General features: G+C 69.9%; 13 protein-coding genes. 10 read left to right on the top strand and 3 right to left on the bottom strand.

Going from position 1 to position 14,026, the window contains the following annotated elements; genetic code table 11:
• The 3 genes from HF999_RS21595 to gatB form a co-directional block, all read left to right on the top strand.
• On the top strand, positions 1 to 230 hold a 230-nt coding region (locus HF999_RS21595), incomplete at its 5' end, for a 6-phosphofructokinase (RefSeq protein WP_210733917.1).
• A 63-nt stretch (positions 231 to 293) separates the two neighbouring features.
• Positions 294 to 1,502: a DUF4878 domain-containing protein gene (locus HF999_RS21590; RefSeq protein WP_168547833.1), complete on the top strand. Its 1,209-nt coding sequence runs from the start codon at positions 294 to 296 to the stop codon at positions 1,500 to 1,502.
• 24 nt (positions 1,503 to 1,526) lie between these two features.
• Complete coding sequence (gatB, locus tag HF999_RS21585; protein WP_168547832.1) at positions 1,527 to 3,038, top strand: Asp-tRNA(Asn)/Glu-tRNA(Gln) amidotransferase subunit GatB; 1,512 nt, start codon at positions 1,527 to 1,529, stop codon at positions 3,036 to 3,038.
• Positions 3,039 to 3,050: 12 nt separating this feature from the next.
• On the opposite strand, the gene HF999_RS21580 is transcribed toward gatB, so the two are convergent.
• Complete coding sequence (locus HF999_RS21580) at positions 3,051 to 4,181, bottom strand: PQQ-dependent sugar dehydrogenase (protein WP_168547831.1); 1,131 nt, start codon at positions 4,179 to 4,181, stop codon at positions 3,051 to 3,053.
• Between the two features lie 78 nt (positions 4,182 to 4,259).
• On the opposite strand from HF999_RS21580, the gene HF999_RS23115 reads away from it, so the two are divergent.
• Positions 4,260 to 5,393 (top strand): DoxX family protein, encoded by a 1,134-nt coding sequence (locus HF999_RS23115; protein WP_168547830.1) that lies wholly within the window; start codon positions 4,260 to 4,262, stop codon positions 5,391 to 5,393.
• A gap of 58 nt (positions 5,394 to 5,451) precedes the next feature.
• On the opposite strand, the gene ilvD is transcribed toward HF999_RS23115, so the two are convergent.
• Together ilvD and HF999_RS21565 are read right to left on the bottom strand one after the other, a co-directional pair.
• On the bottom strand, positions 5,452 to 7,296 hold the full coding sequence (ilvD, locus tag HF999_RS21570) for a dihydroxy-acid dehydratase (RefSeq protein ID WP_168547829.1): 1,845 nt from the start codon (positions 7,294 to 7,296) through the stop codon (positions 5,452 to 5,454).
• A gap of 86 nt (positions 7,297 to 7,382) precedes the next feature.
• Entirely contained in the window at positions 7,383 to 7,895 is a 513-nt protein-coding gene (locus HF999_RS21565; RefSeq protein ID WP_168547828.1) for a PH domain-containing protein, read from the bottom strand.
• Positions 7,896 to 8,201: 306 nt separating this feature from the next.
• Between HF999_RS21565 and HF999_RS21560 the strand changes: the two genes are divergently transcribed.
• The 6 genes from HF999_RS21560 to HF999_RS21535 all read left to right on the top strand — a co-directional run bounded on the left by HF999_RS21560 (position 8,202) and on the right by HF999_RS21535 (position 13,876).
• Positions 8,202 to 10,157: an acetolactate synthase large subunit gene (locus HF999_RS21560; RefSeq protein WP_168547827.1), complete on the top strand. Its 1,956-nt coding sequence runs from the start codon at positions 8,202 to 8,204 to the stop codon at positions 10,155 to 10,157.
• Entirely contained in the window at positions 10,154 to 10,657 is a 504-nt protein-coding gene (ilvN, locus tag HF999_RS21555) for an acetolactate synthase small subunit (RefSeq protein ID WP_068572215.1), read from the top strand. Before HF999_RS21560 ends, ilvN begins: the two co-directional genes overlap by 4 nt.
• Positions 10,658 to 10,698: 41 nt before the next feature.
• Entirely contained in the window at positions 10,699 to 11,712 is a 1,014-nt protein-coding gene (ilvC, locus tag HF999_RS21550) for a ketol-acid reductoisomerase (protein ID WP_168547826.1), read from the top strand.
• 89 nt (positions 11,713 to 11,801) lie between these two features.
• Positions 11,802 to 12,401 carry a TetR/AcrR family transcriptional regulator gene (locus tag HF999_RS21545; protein WP_168547825.1) on the top strand — a complete coding sequence of 200 codons (600 nt, stop codon included), beginning with the start codon at positions 11,802 to 11,804 and terminating at the stop codon, positions 12,399 to 12,401.
• Entirely contained in the window at positions 12,398 to 12,766 is a 369-nt protein-coding gene (locus tag HF999_RS21540; RefSeq protein ID WP_312854233.1) for a DoxX family protein, read from the top strand. The genes HF999_RS21545 and HF999_RS21540 overlap by 4 nt, the downstream gene beginning before the upstream one ends.
• A gap of 102 nt (positions 12,767 to 12,868) precedes the next feature.
• Positions 12,869 to 13,876, top strand: coding sequence for an AurF N-oxygenase family protein (locus HF999_RS21535; RefSeq protein ID WP_210734044.1), 1,008 nt, complete (start codon positions 12,869 to 12,871; stop codon positions 13,874 to 13,876).
• Positions 13,877 to 14,026 lie beyond the last annotated feature (150 nt).

The following is a 14,026-nucleotide window of genomic DNA, read 5'->3' as shown; positions in this document are numbered from 1 at the left end:
CCACCGTCCTCGGCCACGTCCAACGCGGCGGCACCCCCACCCCCGCCGACCGGGTCCTGGCCACCCGCTACGGCGTCAACGCCGCCGACGCCGCCCACGCCGGCAAGACCGGGCAGATGGTCTCCCTGCGCGGCACCTCCATCGGCCTGGTCCCCCTCGCCGAAGCCGTCAAACAACTCAAACGCGTCCCCCGGGAACGCTACGACGACGCCGCAACCTTCTTCGGCTGACACTCGCACGAGCACTGGCCTCCCTGAAGCGAGCCTTAAGAGGCGCGTCCCAGACTCGTCGGTATGAATCCGAACCCTCCCTCGAACCCGGGCGGCTACCCGGGCCAGGATCCGTCCGATCCCCACGAGCAGACGCAGCTGCGCCCGACCTGGCAGTCGGGCGAGCACCCGCAGGGCGCACCGTCGTACCAGCAGGCACCGTCGTATCAGCAGTACCCGGCCCAGCCCGCCTACACGGCCCCTGGCCCGCAGGGCCCCGGCGCGCCGGCGTTCCCGCCGGGCCCGGGCGCCCCGAAGAAGCCGCGTCCGGGATGGCTGATCCCCGCGCTGATCGGCGGCGGCGCCGTGCTCCTGGTGATCGTGCTCATCGCCGGCATCGCCATCGTCAAGAGCGTGGGCGGCGGGGGCGGCGACGCCGGTTCGCCGGGCGCCACCGTCAAGTCCTACTTCGCCGCGCTCCAGGCGGGCGACGCGAAGAAGGCACTGAGCTACGGCAAGGAGGCGCCCGCCTCGACCGACCTGCTCACCGACGAGGTGCTGCGCAAGCAGCGCGACCTCGCGCCGATCAAGGACCTCAAGATCGTCAGCGAGTCCGGCGGCTTCATGGGCACGGTGCACCTGACCGTCACGATCGGCGAGGTGGCCTACGACGAGGAGCTGAGCCTGGAGAAGGTCGGCGACGACTGGAAGCTCGCGACCGCCGCGGTCCAGCTCAAGCCGTACTTCAGCTACGACTCGGACAAGAAGAACGTGACGATCCTCGGCAAGCCGCTGCCCGACTCGGGCGTGGTGTACGTGTTCCCCGGCGCGCTCGACCTGGGATCGTCGAACAAGAACCTGGTGGCGCAGAAGTCGAAGTACAGCTCGACCGACGACAAGGGCCAGGCGTCGGTCAAGGGGCTCTCGCGCTACAGCGTCAGCGGCAGCCTCAACATCGGTTTCGGCCTCAGCGACGCCGCCAAGACCTCGGTGCGACAGCAGATCGCGGCTCGGTACGCGGCGTGCGCGGCCTCGAAGGACGGCTACCCGTCGGGATGCCCGCAGTCCGACTTCTCCGGCGAGAAGGGCACCTACACCTGGACCGCGCCCAACGTGGACGAGATCGACCTCAGCGGCGATGTCCGCGACGGTCAGCTCAGCATCAGCGGCTCGCAGGTGTGGAACTTCACCGCCACCGGCCGTGACGGTCGCCCGATCACCGGCTCGGACTCCGGCTACGTCTCGTCGACGGTCACGGTGACCACCGACGCGGTGGCCGTGTCCAGTCGCTGACCGGCGGAGCATTAGGCTTGAGCCATGAGTGCCGAGCTTGCCGAACTGGATCTCCCCGAGTACGCGGACGTCGTGGCCCGCTACGAGCCCGTGATGGGCATGGAGGTCCACGTCGAGCTCGGCACGGCCACCAAGATGTTCTGCGGCTGCCGCACCGAGTTCGGTGCCGAGCCCAACACCCAGGTGTGCCCCACCTGCCTGGGGATGCCGGGCGCACTGCCGGTCGTCAACGACGAGGCGGTGCGCTCGGCCATTCGCATCGGCCTGGCCCTGAACTGCTCGATCCGGCCGAGCTCGGTGTTCGCGCGGAAGAACTACTTCTACCCGGACCAGCCGAAGAACTACCAGATCAGCCAGTACGAGGACCCGATCGCGTACGACGGCTACCTCGACGTCCCGCTCGAGGACGGCACCGTCTGGCGGGTGGAGATCGAGCGCGCGCACATGGAGGAGGACACGGGCAAGTCCACGCACATCGGCTCGGCCACCGGCCGCATCCACGGCGCCTCGCACTCGCTCCTGGACTTCAACCGCGCCGGCGTCCCGCTGGTGGAGATCGTCTCGCGCCCCATCGAGGGCGCGGGGGAGCGCGCACCCGAGGTCGCCCGCGCCTATGTCACCGCGCTCCGTGACCTGCTCGCCTCGCTCGACGTCTCCGATGTCCGCATGGACCAGGGGTCGATGCGGTGCGATTCGAATGTCTCGCTCAAGCCCCTCGGGCAGGCGGAGTTCGGCACGCGCACCGAGACCAAGAACGTCAACTCGCTGCGCTCGGTCGAGGTCGCGGTGCGGTACGAGATGCGCCGCCAGGCGGCGGTGCTCGACGCGGGCGGCACCGTCGTCCTCGAGACCCGGCACTTCCAGGAGGGCGACGGCACCACCACGGCCGGCCGGCCCAAGGAGACGGCGGACGACTACCGCTACTTCCCGGACCCCGACCTGGGCCCCGTCGCCCCGGCGGCCGAGCTCGTCGAGCAGCTGCGCGGCACGATCCCGGAGCTGCCCTGGCTGCGCCGCGCCAGGATCCAGGAGGAGTGGAAGCTCTCCGACGAGGTGATGCGCGACCTGGTGAACCTGGGCGCCATCGACGCCATCATCGCGACCGTCGATGCGGGGGCCACCCCGGACGCCGCCCGCTCGTGGTGGGGGAGCTTCCTCCCGCAGCAGGCCAACACGCGCACCGTCGAGCTCGATGCGCTCGCGATCACTCCCGCCCAGGTGGCGCGCGTGATCGCGCTCGTCGACGAGGGCAAGCTCACGAGCAAGCTCGCGCAGCAGGTGATCGTCGGGGTGCTCGACGGCGAGGGCGAGCCCGACGAGGTCGTCGCCGCTCGCGGTCTCGAGGTGGTGCGCGACGACGGTGCCCTGCAGAAGGCGGTCGACGACGCGCTCGCCGCGAACCCGGACATCGTCGAGAAGGTCCGCAGCGGCAAGGTGCAGGCCGCCGGCAAGATCGTCGGCGATGTCATGAAGGCCACCCGCGGTCAGGCCGATGCCGCGCGCGTGCGCGAGCTGGTGCTCGCCGCCTGCGAGTAACCGCGGGACCGATCAGTCGTCTCCGCCGCCGGCCTCGCCGCTGGGGATCGGGAGGAGGACGACCCGATCATCGGTGGGGGCCTGCGGATTCGGCTTGTTCGTCGTCAGCCCCTGCGGGAGGTCCTTCGGGCCGATCGCGAGGCGCCCGAACACCCCGTAGCGGGTGCGGTCGACCATCTGGATCGGCTCGCCGTCGGCGGTGGCCGGGTCCTTCGGCACACGCACCATCTCCACCTTGCCCGCGCGCGACTGACTGACGAACACCGCGCCCTTGACGACGGCGCAGCCCGCCAGGCCCGGACGGTCCGGCCAGCTCCAGACCACCGAGTCCGGCGAGCCCGGATTCGTGATCACGCGCAGCCGGTCCTGGGTGAGCCCCTGATCGGCGATGAAGATCGGCCCGCCCTGGGCGAAGCCGCACACCGACTGCCGCACCCCGCCGTCGCTCGCGAGCACCCGCGGCCGGACGGGCGAGATCGTGTTCGGCGACGGCAGCAGCAGCACCTTGCCGGCGAGCGAGGCGGGGTCGCGCGCCGCATTCGCATCGCCCGCGTTGCCGGTCGCGACGATCAGGTCGCGGCCGCGGAACATGATCGAGCCGGCATTGCCCGTGGCGCCCTTGGGGATCCCGGACAGGATCACCTTGGGCTCGTCGCCCGGCGTCACGCGCACGATCCGGTTGTCGGTGGGGGTGCTCACGTAGGCGTAGAACAGCCGGTCCTCGTCGTACGACGGTGACAGCGCGATCGACAGCAGCCCGCCGTCGCCCGAGGCGTCCACGCCGATCCGCAGGATCTCGCGGTTCGGCAGGTCCGTGGTGGTGTAGGTGATCGTGCCCCCGCGCTCGGCGACGTACGCGTGCTCCAGATCGCCGGTGGTGATCAGCGAGGTCGGCTCCGTGAGGCAGGTCGCGAGGACCATCGGATCCTGGTCGATGCACGGACCCGGCGGCTTGGGGGCCGCGCTGGGCAGAGCCGGACCGGGCTTCTTCGTGGTGGTCGTGGCCTCGCCCGTCGGCGGGCCGGTGAAGGGGGCGGCCTCACTGCCGGAGAAGTCGACACAGCCCGCCAGCAGCACCGCGGCCGCAGCGAGCACGACGGTGTGTCGCGCGCGGACACGCGCGCCCCGGGACCCCTCACTCATGCCGCCACCCTACCGATTCGGTCTCCGGGCGCGGTTCGCTCCCGGCCCGCGGCGTGCGCGCCCCTTAGGGTGGGTCATGTGAGCGACAAGCACGGAATCGATAACGAGACCAGCGAGGGCGCGGCCGAGTCGTCGTACGACTACTCGGCCGCGGGCGAACTGCCGCGGTTCGGCGAGCGGCATCCGACGGGCGGATTCGTCCTGGATCCCCACGACGACTCCGATACCGGCATCGGCCCGGTGCTCCCGCGCTACCGCGACGAGCCCGCCGGAACAGCCCCGGCCGCCTCGAGCTCCGGCCCGCAGGACACCCCGCCGGCGGCACCGTCGGGCGACGACGCCCGGACGACGGCCGTGCCGGACACGAGCGATCTCGCCGCGGCGATCGCGGCCGCGAGCGCCGCCACCGCGGCGATCTCCACCAGCGGCACGTCGGACGGCCCGGTCGCCGACCAGGCCGCCGCACTGTCCAGCGAGGAGCGGGACGAGTTCGGCAAGCGCTACAACCGCCGACGGGGCCGCGAGCGCGCCGCGCAGGCCCGCGCGGAGGCGGAGGGCATCCCGCTGGAGTCCGCCGCGACCGAGGAGATCGCGCCGCCGCAGGGGCGCCGGTTCGGCAAGCCCGTCGGTGATGTCTCCGCAGAGCTCGACGAGGCCCGTCGGGCCGCGCGCCGCGGAACCACCGACCTCGGTCTGCTGGTGCTGCGGGTCGCCGTGGGTGTGATCCTCGTGGCGCACGGCGTGCAGAAGCTGTTCGGGATCTGGGGCGGGCCGGGCATCGACGGGTTCGCGCGGTACCTGCAGAACGGCAACGACCCGTCGGTCGGGTTCGAGCGGTTCACCAAGGTGCTCTCGATCGGCACCGGCGTGATCGAGCTGGGCGGCGGCGCGATGCTGGTCCTGGGCCTGCTGACGCCCATCGCGGCCGCGGGTGCCGTGGGCGTGATGCTCTCGGCGGGGCTGTTCAAGCTGACCACGGCCGGGCACGGCTTCGTCTTCTTCGCGCCGAACGGGGTCGAGTACGAGCTGATGCTCGTGCTGGCCGCGGTCTCGATCCTGCTGGCCGGTCCGGGCAGGCTGTCGCTGGACTTCGGCCGCGGGTGGGCCCGGCGCCCTCACGTGGGCTCGGTGATCTGGTTGCTCGTCGCGATCGCGGGCGCCGTCGCCGTGTGGGTGCTGCTCAACGGCGCGAACCCGCTCGTCAAGCGCTGACCGTGAAACGAAGGAACCCCGGCCGGGCGGCCGGGGTTCCTTCGTGTTCAGCGTTCGATCACGGCACCTGCCGGACCGCGCCGCGGTCGGCGGAGGTCGCCAGCGCGGCGTAGGCGCGCAGTGCGGCGCTGACGGTACGCTGCCGGTCCTTGGGCTGCCACGGGCGCTCGGAGGCCTCCATCTTGGCCCGGCGCCGCGCGAGCTCCTCGTCGTTGACGAGCACCTTCAGGGTGCGCGAGTGGACGTCGATCAGGATCTCGTCGCCGTTCTCGACGAGGCCGATGTCGCCGCCGGACGCGGCCTCGGGGGAGGCGTGGCCGATGACGAGGCCCGACGAGCCGCCGGAGAACCGACCATCGGTGACGAGGCCGCACTTCTTGCCCATGCCCGTGCCCTTCATGAAGGAGGTGGGGTGCAGCATCTCCTGCATGCCGGGCCCGCCCGCGGGGCCCTCGTAGCGGATGACGAGGACCTCGCCGGCCTGCAGCTCCTTCGACAGGATCGCGTGCACCGCGTCCTCCTGGCTCTCGACGACGCGCGCGGGACCCTGGAAGTGCCACAGGTCCTCGTCGACGCCCGCCGTCTTGAGGACGGCGCCGTCGCGCGCGATGTTCCCGTGCAGGACGCACAGCCCGCCCTCGACGGTGTAGGCGTGTTCGATGTCGCGGATACAGCCGTCGGCGGCATCGGTGTCGAGCGACTCCCACCGGTTCGACGTGGAGAAGGGCTCGGTCGTCCGGACCCCGCCGGGGGCGGCGTGGAACAGCTCGATCGCCGCCTCGGTGGCGGTGCCGCCGCGGATGTCCCAGTCGGCGAGGTGGGCCTCGAGGGAGGGCGCGTGGACCGGCCGGACGTTCCGGTTCAGCAGGCCCGCGCGGTCGAGCTCGCCGAGGATCGCGGGGATGCCGCCGGCGCGGTGCACGTGCTCCATGTAGTACTTCGGCGAGTTCGGCGCCACCTTCGCCAGGCACGGGACCTTGCGCGAGATGCGGTCGATGTCGTGCAGGTCGAAGGCGACCTCGCCCTCCTGCGCCGCGGCCAGGATGTGCAGCACGGTGTTCGTGGAACCGCCCATCGCGACATCGAGCGCCATCGCGTTCTCGAAGGCCTCGCGGGTGGCGACGGAGCGCGGCAGGACCGACTCGTCGTCGTCGCGGTAGTACCTCGTGGCGATGTCGACGATCAGCTCGCCCGCGCGGGTGAACAGGTCGCGACGCGCGGTCTGCGTCGCCAGCGTCGAGCCGTTGCCGGGCAGCGACAGGCCGAGGGCCTCGGTGAGGCAGTTCATCGAGTTGGCGGTGAACATGCCCGAACACGAGCCGCACGTCGGGCACGCCGAGCGCTCGACCTCGAGGAGTTCCTTGTCGCTGACATTGCCGTCGGCGGACGCGATCATCGCGTCGATGAGGTCGGTGCCCGGGTGCACGACGCCGTTGATGACGACCGAGGTCCCGGCCTCCATCGGGCCGCCGGAGACGAACACCGTGGGGATGTTCAGGCGCATCGCGGCGTTGAGCATGCCCGGGGTGATCTTGTCGCAGTTCGAGATGCAGACCAGCGCGTCGGCGGTGTGCGCGTTGACCATGTACTCGACCGAGTCGGCGATGATCTCGCGGCTGGGCAGCGAGTAGAGCATGCCCCCGTGCCCCATGGCGATGCCGTCGTCCACGGCGATCGTGTGGAACTCCTTCGCGACGCCACCCGCCGCGACGATCGCCTCCGCGACGATCTCGCCGACGTTCTTCAGGTGCACGTGACCGGGCACGAACTGGGTGTAGGAGTTCGCGATCGCGATGATCGGCTTGCCGAAGTCGTCGTCGGTCATTCCGGTGGCGCGCCAGAGCGCGCGAGCGCCGGCCGCCTCTCGTCCGACGGTGGTGGTGCGTGAGCGGAGCGGTGGCATGAGCTTCTCGCCTCGGATCTTCTCTATCGTGCGGGCTGGTGAGGAATGCGCTCCCCGTGAACAGGGGAAGGCCCGTTCGTCGGGATTTATTCCGCAGTGACGTCCGGGATCCGGCCGCCGGAGGCGGCCGCGACGCGGGGGAGCTGGCTGATGGTGACGGCGGGTAGTCGCACCTCGGAACCGTCGGCGCGGACCGCGTAGACCGCACCGTTGTCACCGATCCTAATCCCCGACATCTCGTCCCACGTGATGGTGGTGGCGCGCAGGACCCCGACCGACCGGACACCGTCGGGGCCGATGACGGTGCGGACCCGCAGGATCCACAGGGCCAGGAGGACGGGGATCACGAGCAGCGCCCAGCCGAGGACGGCCGCGCCGGCACCCGCCGTGCTGCCGTCGACTGCGCGGCCCACGGTCCACGGACCGACGATGGGCGCGAGGCAGACGGCGAACAGTGCCACTCCGATCAGGGCGATCGACGGGTGCTTGAACACCACCCGATCGCCCGCGGCGATCGGGACCGCGGTGTCCGCGGTGTGGTCGGTGGTCACGGTGCGCGTGGCGCCGGTGGACCCCGGCGCGGCGGTGCTCTCGCTCATAACACGCATTGTCTCACGCGGCAGCCGTTTCTCATCATGTGGGACGGTACGACTCACTGGTTTGACGCGACTGCACACGGACGCCTAGTTTCACTGGTGTGAAACACAGCTACCAGCTCCTCGTAATCGGTCGGCGCGTCGCCGCCTGAACCGGTTGCAGCCGTTTCACACCAGCATCGACGCGCTACCCTCGCTCAGCCACCGCTGACGGGGGTTTTTTGTTGCCCGGATAGCCTCGGGCGACGTACCGCACGCCGATAGTCCATGTTTGAGCAGAGCATCGCTAGAGCACGAGAAGGTCACATCGTGAGCGCACCTACAGCTCGGCCCCACCCAGGGCAGAAGCCCGGGGCCCGCAAGCCCGGCGCCGGGATCTCCGGCGCGCATCCCGCCGCCTCGAAGCAGCACCCGGCGTCCGACGTCGCGAGCAGCCACCTCGAGGGCGCCCGTACCGTAGCCCCCGAGCGGGTCACCGGTGCGCAGTCGGTCGTCCGGTCGCTCGAGGAGATCGGCGTCGACACGGTCTTCGGCATTCCCGGCGGGTGCATCCTCCCGGTGTACGACCCGCTGCTCGACTCGACGAAGGTGCGGCACGTCCTGGTCCGGCACGAGCAGGGTGCGGGCCATGCCGCCACCGGCTACGCGCAGGCGACCGGCAAGGTCGGCGTGTGCATGGCCACCTCCGGTCCGGGCGCCACGAACCTGGTGACCCCGCTCGCCGATGCCCAGATGGATTCGGTCCCGATCGTCGCGATCACCGGCCAGGTCGGTCGTCCGCTGATCGGTACCGATGCCTTCCAGGAGGCCGACATCTCGGGCATCACGATGCCCGTGACCAAGCACAACTTCCTGGTCTACGACGCCGCCGATATCCCCCGCGTGATCGCCGAGGCCTTCTACTTGGCCGAGAGCGGTCGCCCGGGTGCGGTGCTGGTGGACATCCCCAAGGACGTGCTGCAGGAGGACACCGTCTTCTCCTGGCCGCCGCAGATCGACCTGCCCGGCTACCGGCCCGTCACCAAGCCGCACGGCAAGCAGATCCGCGAGGCCGCCCGCATGATCGCGGCCGCGAAGTCGCCCGTTCTGTACGTCGGCGGCGGCGTGATCAAGGCCGAGGCGTCGGAGGAGCTGCTGGCGCTGGCCGAGCTGACCGGCATTCCCGTCGTGACCACGCTGATGGCGCGTGGCGCCTTCCCGGACAGCCACCCCCAGCACATGGGCATGCCCGGCATGCACGGCACCGTCGGCGCCGTGGCCGCGCTGCAGCGCTCGGACCTGCTGATCACCCTGGGCGCGCGGTTCGACGACCGGGTCACCGGCAAGCTCGACTCGTTCGCGCCCGACGCCCGCGTGATCCACGCCGACATCGATCCGGCCGAGATCGGCAAGAACCGGTTCGCCGACGTGCCGATCGTGGGCGACTGCAAGGAGGTCATCGTCGAGCTCATCGCCGCGATCTCCGAGGACCGCGCGACGATCCCCGCTCCGGACCTGACGGCCTGGTGGGAGTACCTCGACGGCATCCGCAAGACCTACCCGCTCGCCTACAACCCGTCGTCCGACGGTGCGCTGAGCCCCGAGTACGTGATCGAGCGCCTCGGCATCGCCGCCGGCCCGGACGCGGTCTACTGCGCGGGCGTCGGTCAGCACCAGATGTGGGCCGCGCAGTTCGTCAAGTACGAGAAGCCGCGCACCTGGCTGAACTCGGGCGGTCTCGGCACCATGGGCTACGCGGTTCCCGCGGCGCTCGGCGCCAAGATGGGCGCGCCGGAGAAGGAGGTCTGGGCGATCGACGGTGACGGCTGCTTCCAGATGACCAATCAGGAGCTGGCCACCGCCGCGATCGAGGGCGCGCCGATCAAGGTCGCCATCATCAACAACGGCAACCTGGGCATGGTCCGCCAGTGGCAGACGCTGTTCTACGAGCAGCGCTACTCGAGCACCGACCTGTCGACGCACTCCATGCGGATCCCCGACTTCGTCAAGCTCGGTGAGGCGATGGGCTGCGTGTCCTTCCGCTGCGAGCGGGCCGAGGACGTGGACGCGGTGATCGCCCAGGCGCGGGAGATCAACGACCGCCCGGTGGTCATCGACTTCATCGTCGGCGCCGACGCCCAGGTGTGGCCGATGGTTGCGGCGGGCACGAGCAACGACGAGATCATGGCGGCGCGGGACATCCGTCCGCTGTTCGACGAGGACGACGCGGCCGACGAGCCGGCGGTCATCCACGCCGCGATGGAGCGTTCGGAGGAGCAGAAGTGAGCACCACGCACACGCTGAGTGTCCTGGTCGAGGACCGGCCGGGCGTGCTGGCCCGCGTCTCGGGCCTGTTCTCGCGCCGCGGCTTCAACATCGAATCCCTGGCGGTCGGCGGCACCGAGCTCAAGGGCGTCAGCCGGATGACGATCGTCGTCACGGTCGATGAGCTGCCCCTGGAGCAGGTGACCAAGCAGCTCAACAAGCTGGTCTCGGTCCTCAAGATCGTCGAGCAGGACTCGACCTCGTCGGTGGCGCGCAAGCTGATGCTCGTCAAGGTCCGCGCCGATTCGACGACGCGCGGCCAGGTCACGGACACCGTCGACCTGTTCCGTGCCAAGATCGTGGACGTCTCGCCCGACTCGGTGACCATCGAGGCCACCGGTACCCCGGACAAGCTCGACGCGCTGCTGGCGGTCCTCGATCCCTTCGGGATCCGCGAGATCGCCCAGTCCGGCGTCATCGCGCTGGGACGCGGCCCGAAGTCGATCACCGCGACCCGCTAACTTAACTACTGCAAAATTTTCTGAAGGGACAAGGAACCACCGTGGCAATCGAACTGTTCTACGACGAGGACGCCGACCTCTCCATCATCCAGGGCAAGAAGGTCGCCGTCATCGGCTACGGCTCGCAGGGTCACGCGCACTCGCTGAGCCTCCGCGATTCGGGCGTGGACGTGCGCATCGGCCTCAAGGAGGGCTCGAAGTCGCGCGCCAAGGCCGAGGAGCAGGGCCTGACCGTGGGCACGCCGGCCGAGGTCGCCGCCTGGGCCGACGTGATCATGCTGCTCGCGCCCGACACCGCGCAGGCCGAGATCTTCAAGGCCGACATCGAGCCGAACCTCAAGGACGGCGACGCGCTGTTCTTCGGCCACGGCCTGAACATCCACTTCAAGCTGATCGAGGCCCCGGCCAATGTCACCGTCGCGATGGTCGCGCCGAAGGGCCCCGGCCACCTCGTGCGCCGCCAGTTCGTCGACGGCAAGGGCGTGCCCGCGCTCATCGCGGTGGACCAGGATCCGACCGGCAACGGCCAGGCGCTCGCCCTGAGCTACGCCGCCGCGATCGGTGGTGCCCGTGCCGGCGTCATCAAGACCACGTTCAAGGAGGAGACCGAGACGGATCTCTTCGGTGAGCAGGCCGTGCTGTGCGGCGGCACCGAGGAGCTCGTCAAGGTCGGCTTCGAGGTGCTGGTCGAGGCCGGCTACGCCCCCGAGATGGCCTACTTCGAGTGCCTGCACGAGCTCAAGCTCATCGTGGACCTCATGTACGAGGGCGGCATCGCGCGCATGAACTACTCGGTGTCCGACACCGCGGAGTTCGGCGGCTACCTCTCGGGCCCGCGCGTCATCGACGCCGACACCAAGAAGCGCATGCAGGACATCCTCGCGGACATCCAGGACGGCACCTTCGTCAAGCGCCTCGTGGCGAACGTCGAGGGCGGCAACAAGGAGCTCGAGGGTCTCCGCAAGGAGAACGCCGAGCACCCCATCGAGGTCACCGGCAAGAAGCTGCGCGACCTGATGAGCTGGGTCGATCGCCCGATCACCGAGACCGCGTAGCCTCACCCCGCATCGACGAGAGCCCTGCCGGACCGCCTGGTCCGGCAGGGCTCTTGCGTTGTCCGGGCAGCGTGGATAACCTATTGAACATGTTCAATGAACGTGTTCAATCGCGGGCGGGCGCCAAGGCCGAGACTCGAGCGCGGGTGCTCGCCGCCGCGGACCGGTCCTTCCGGGCGCGCGGATTCGCCGGAACGACGGTGCGCGGCATCGCGGAGGACGCGGGCGTCAGCGTCGGCACGGTGATGGGGGTGGGGGACAAGGATGCGCTCCTCGTCGCCATCGTCGACGAGTGGATCGCCGCGGTGCACGCCGAGCGTGCAACAGCGGAGTCGCCGTCCGCGCTGGGGCTCGACGAGGCCGTCGCGCGGCTGGTGCGCACCGTCGAGCCCTTCGTCACCTACTTCAACGCCGACGGTGACCTCTCCCGCGAGTACGCGGCGGTCCTCGCGCGCGGGCGGCACCGCTCCCGGACCTTCGGCGACCTCGGTGACGAGTTGCGGGCCGAGTTCGAGCGGATCCTGCGGGCCGCCGGGCACGCCGACCCCGGCCCCGCCGGGCGCACCCTCTACTTCGTCTACATCGGCCTGCTGTTCGCGACCTCCGGCGGCGCACTCGCCCAGGAGGCCGCGGCGGCGGGCTTCGTCGAAGCCGTCGAACAGATTCTCGGAGAAGGAGTTCCGTCGTGACCACCGCCCTGATCGACGTTCCGCGCTGGCCAGTCCTCACCGTCGTGCTGGCCGCGGTGCTCCTCGGCGACGCGCTGGTGTCGCTGCGCCCGCCCGCGTTCATCCGGGGCTGCCTCGACGGGGTCCGCCTGCCGCGGGACTGGTGGTGGATCCTCATCGTGATCAAGCTGGTGGCCGTGGTCGGCCTGCTGGCCGGCCTGCGCTACCCCGGGGTCGGTGTCGCGGCGAACGCGGGCGTCGTGGCGTATTTCGTGTGTGCCGCGGTCGCGCACGTGCGGGCACGGTTCCTCGGCTCCGCCTTCTGGGTGAACTGCCTGGGCATGCTCGTCTTCTCCGTGGTGGTCCTGATGGTCTCGTACGTCTGATCCGCGCGTGCAGAGAAAGAAACCAGCACTGCTGACTGTATTGGTGATAGGGTTCTCCGCATCGGCTATCACCGGCTGAACCTGCGACCAAGGAGTGGATCGATGCGGCTGGCTCTGACGCACATGTCTCGCACGATGGGGGATCCGTTCCCCGGACAGGCGGAGTACGAGCAGACCCTGAGCGATCTCTCCGCGGCGTCGGTCAACCGCAACTTCGATCCGTACCTCGACATCGATTGGGACGACCCGGAGCTCGCGATCGTCCCGGACGATCCGCGGTGGGTCTGCGATCCGCGGTTCGATCCGATCGGCCGGCACCCGTGGTACCAGGCGCAGCCGCTCGCGAAGCAGATCGAGATCGGGATGTGGCGGCAGGCGAACGTCGCCAAGGTGGGCCTGCAGTTCGAGTCCATGCTGATCCGCGGCATCATGCAGTACACGGCCGCGCTCCCGAACAACTCCCCGGAGTTCCGCTACGCCACGCACGAGGCGAAGGAGGAGTGTCAGCACACGCTGATGTTCCAGGAATTCGTCAACCGCGTGGGCATGGACGTTCCGGGCGGCAGTTGGTTCCTGCGCCGCATCTCGCCGGTCGTGCCGCTGTTCGCCACGATGACGCCGTTGTACTTCTACATGATGGTGCTCGGCGGCGAGGAGCCGATCGACCACCTGCAGAAGCAGTTCCTGCGCTCCGGCTCGCAGCAGCACCCCGCCATGAGCTCGATCATGCAGATCCACGTGGCGGAGGAGGCTCGGCACATCGGGTTCGCGCACCAGCTGCTCGAGCACCGGATCCCCACGCGCGGCGCCCTCCCGCGGCTCGTCCTGTCGCTGATGCTGCCGCTCACCATGCGGGTGATGGTCACCATGATCATGATGCCGCCCAAGCAGTTCTGGGAGACCTTCGACATCCCGCGGTCGGTGAAGAAGGACATCTTCTGGCGATCGGACGCATCGCAGCAGATGAAGCGCGATGTGTTCGGCGACGTCCGGATGATGGCCGAGAAGTGCGGACTCATCAACCCGCTCAGCAGGCTCATGTGGCGCGCCTGCGGCATCGACGGCCGCGTCTCCCGCTTCCGCAGCGAGCCGGCCTACGCCGCGCAGTAGAAGGGGGCCGGCCCCGCTCGTTCAGTCCCGCAGTTTCTTCAGCGCGCGGGTCGCGGCGTGGTATCCGCACATGCCGTGGGCGGCGGGTCCGGGTGGTGTTGCGGCGGAGCAGATGTACATGCCGGGGATGCCGAGGTCGTAGGGGTTGCG

It is taken from the genome of Tsukamurella spumae (assembly GCF_012396015.1).
Classification (GTDB): domain Bacteria; phylum Actinomycetota; class Actinomycetes; order Mycobacteriales; family Mycobacteriaceae; genus Tsukamurella; species Tsukamurella spumae.
This window is presented reverse-complemented; position numbering and strand designations above follow the sequence as displayed.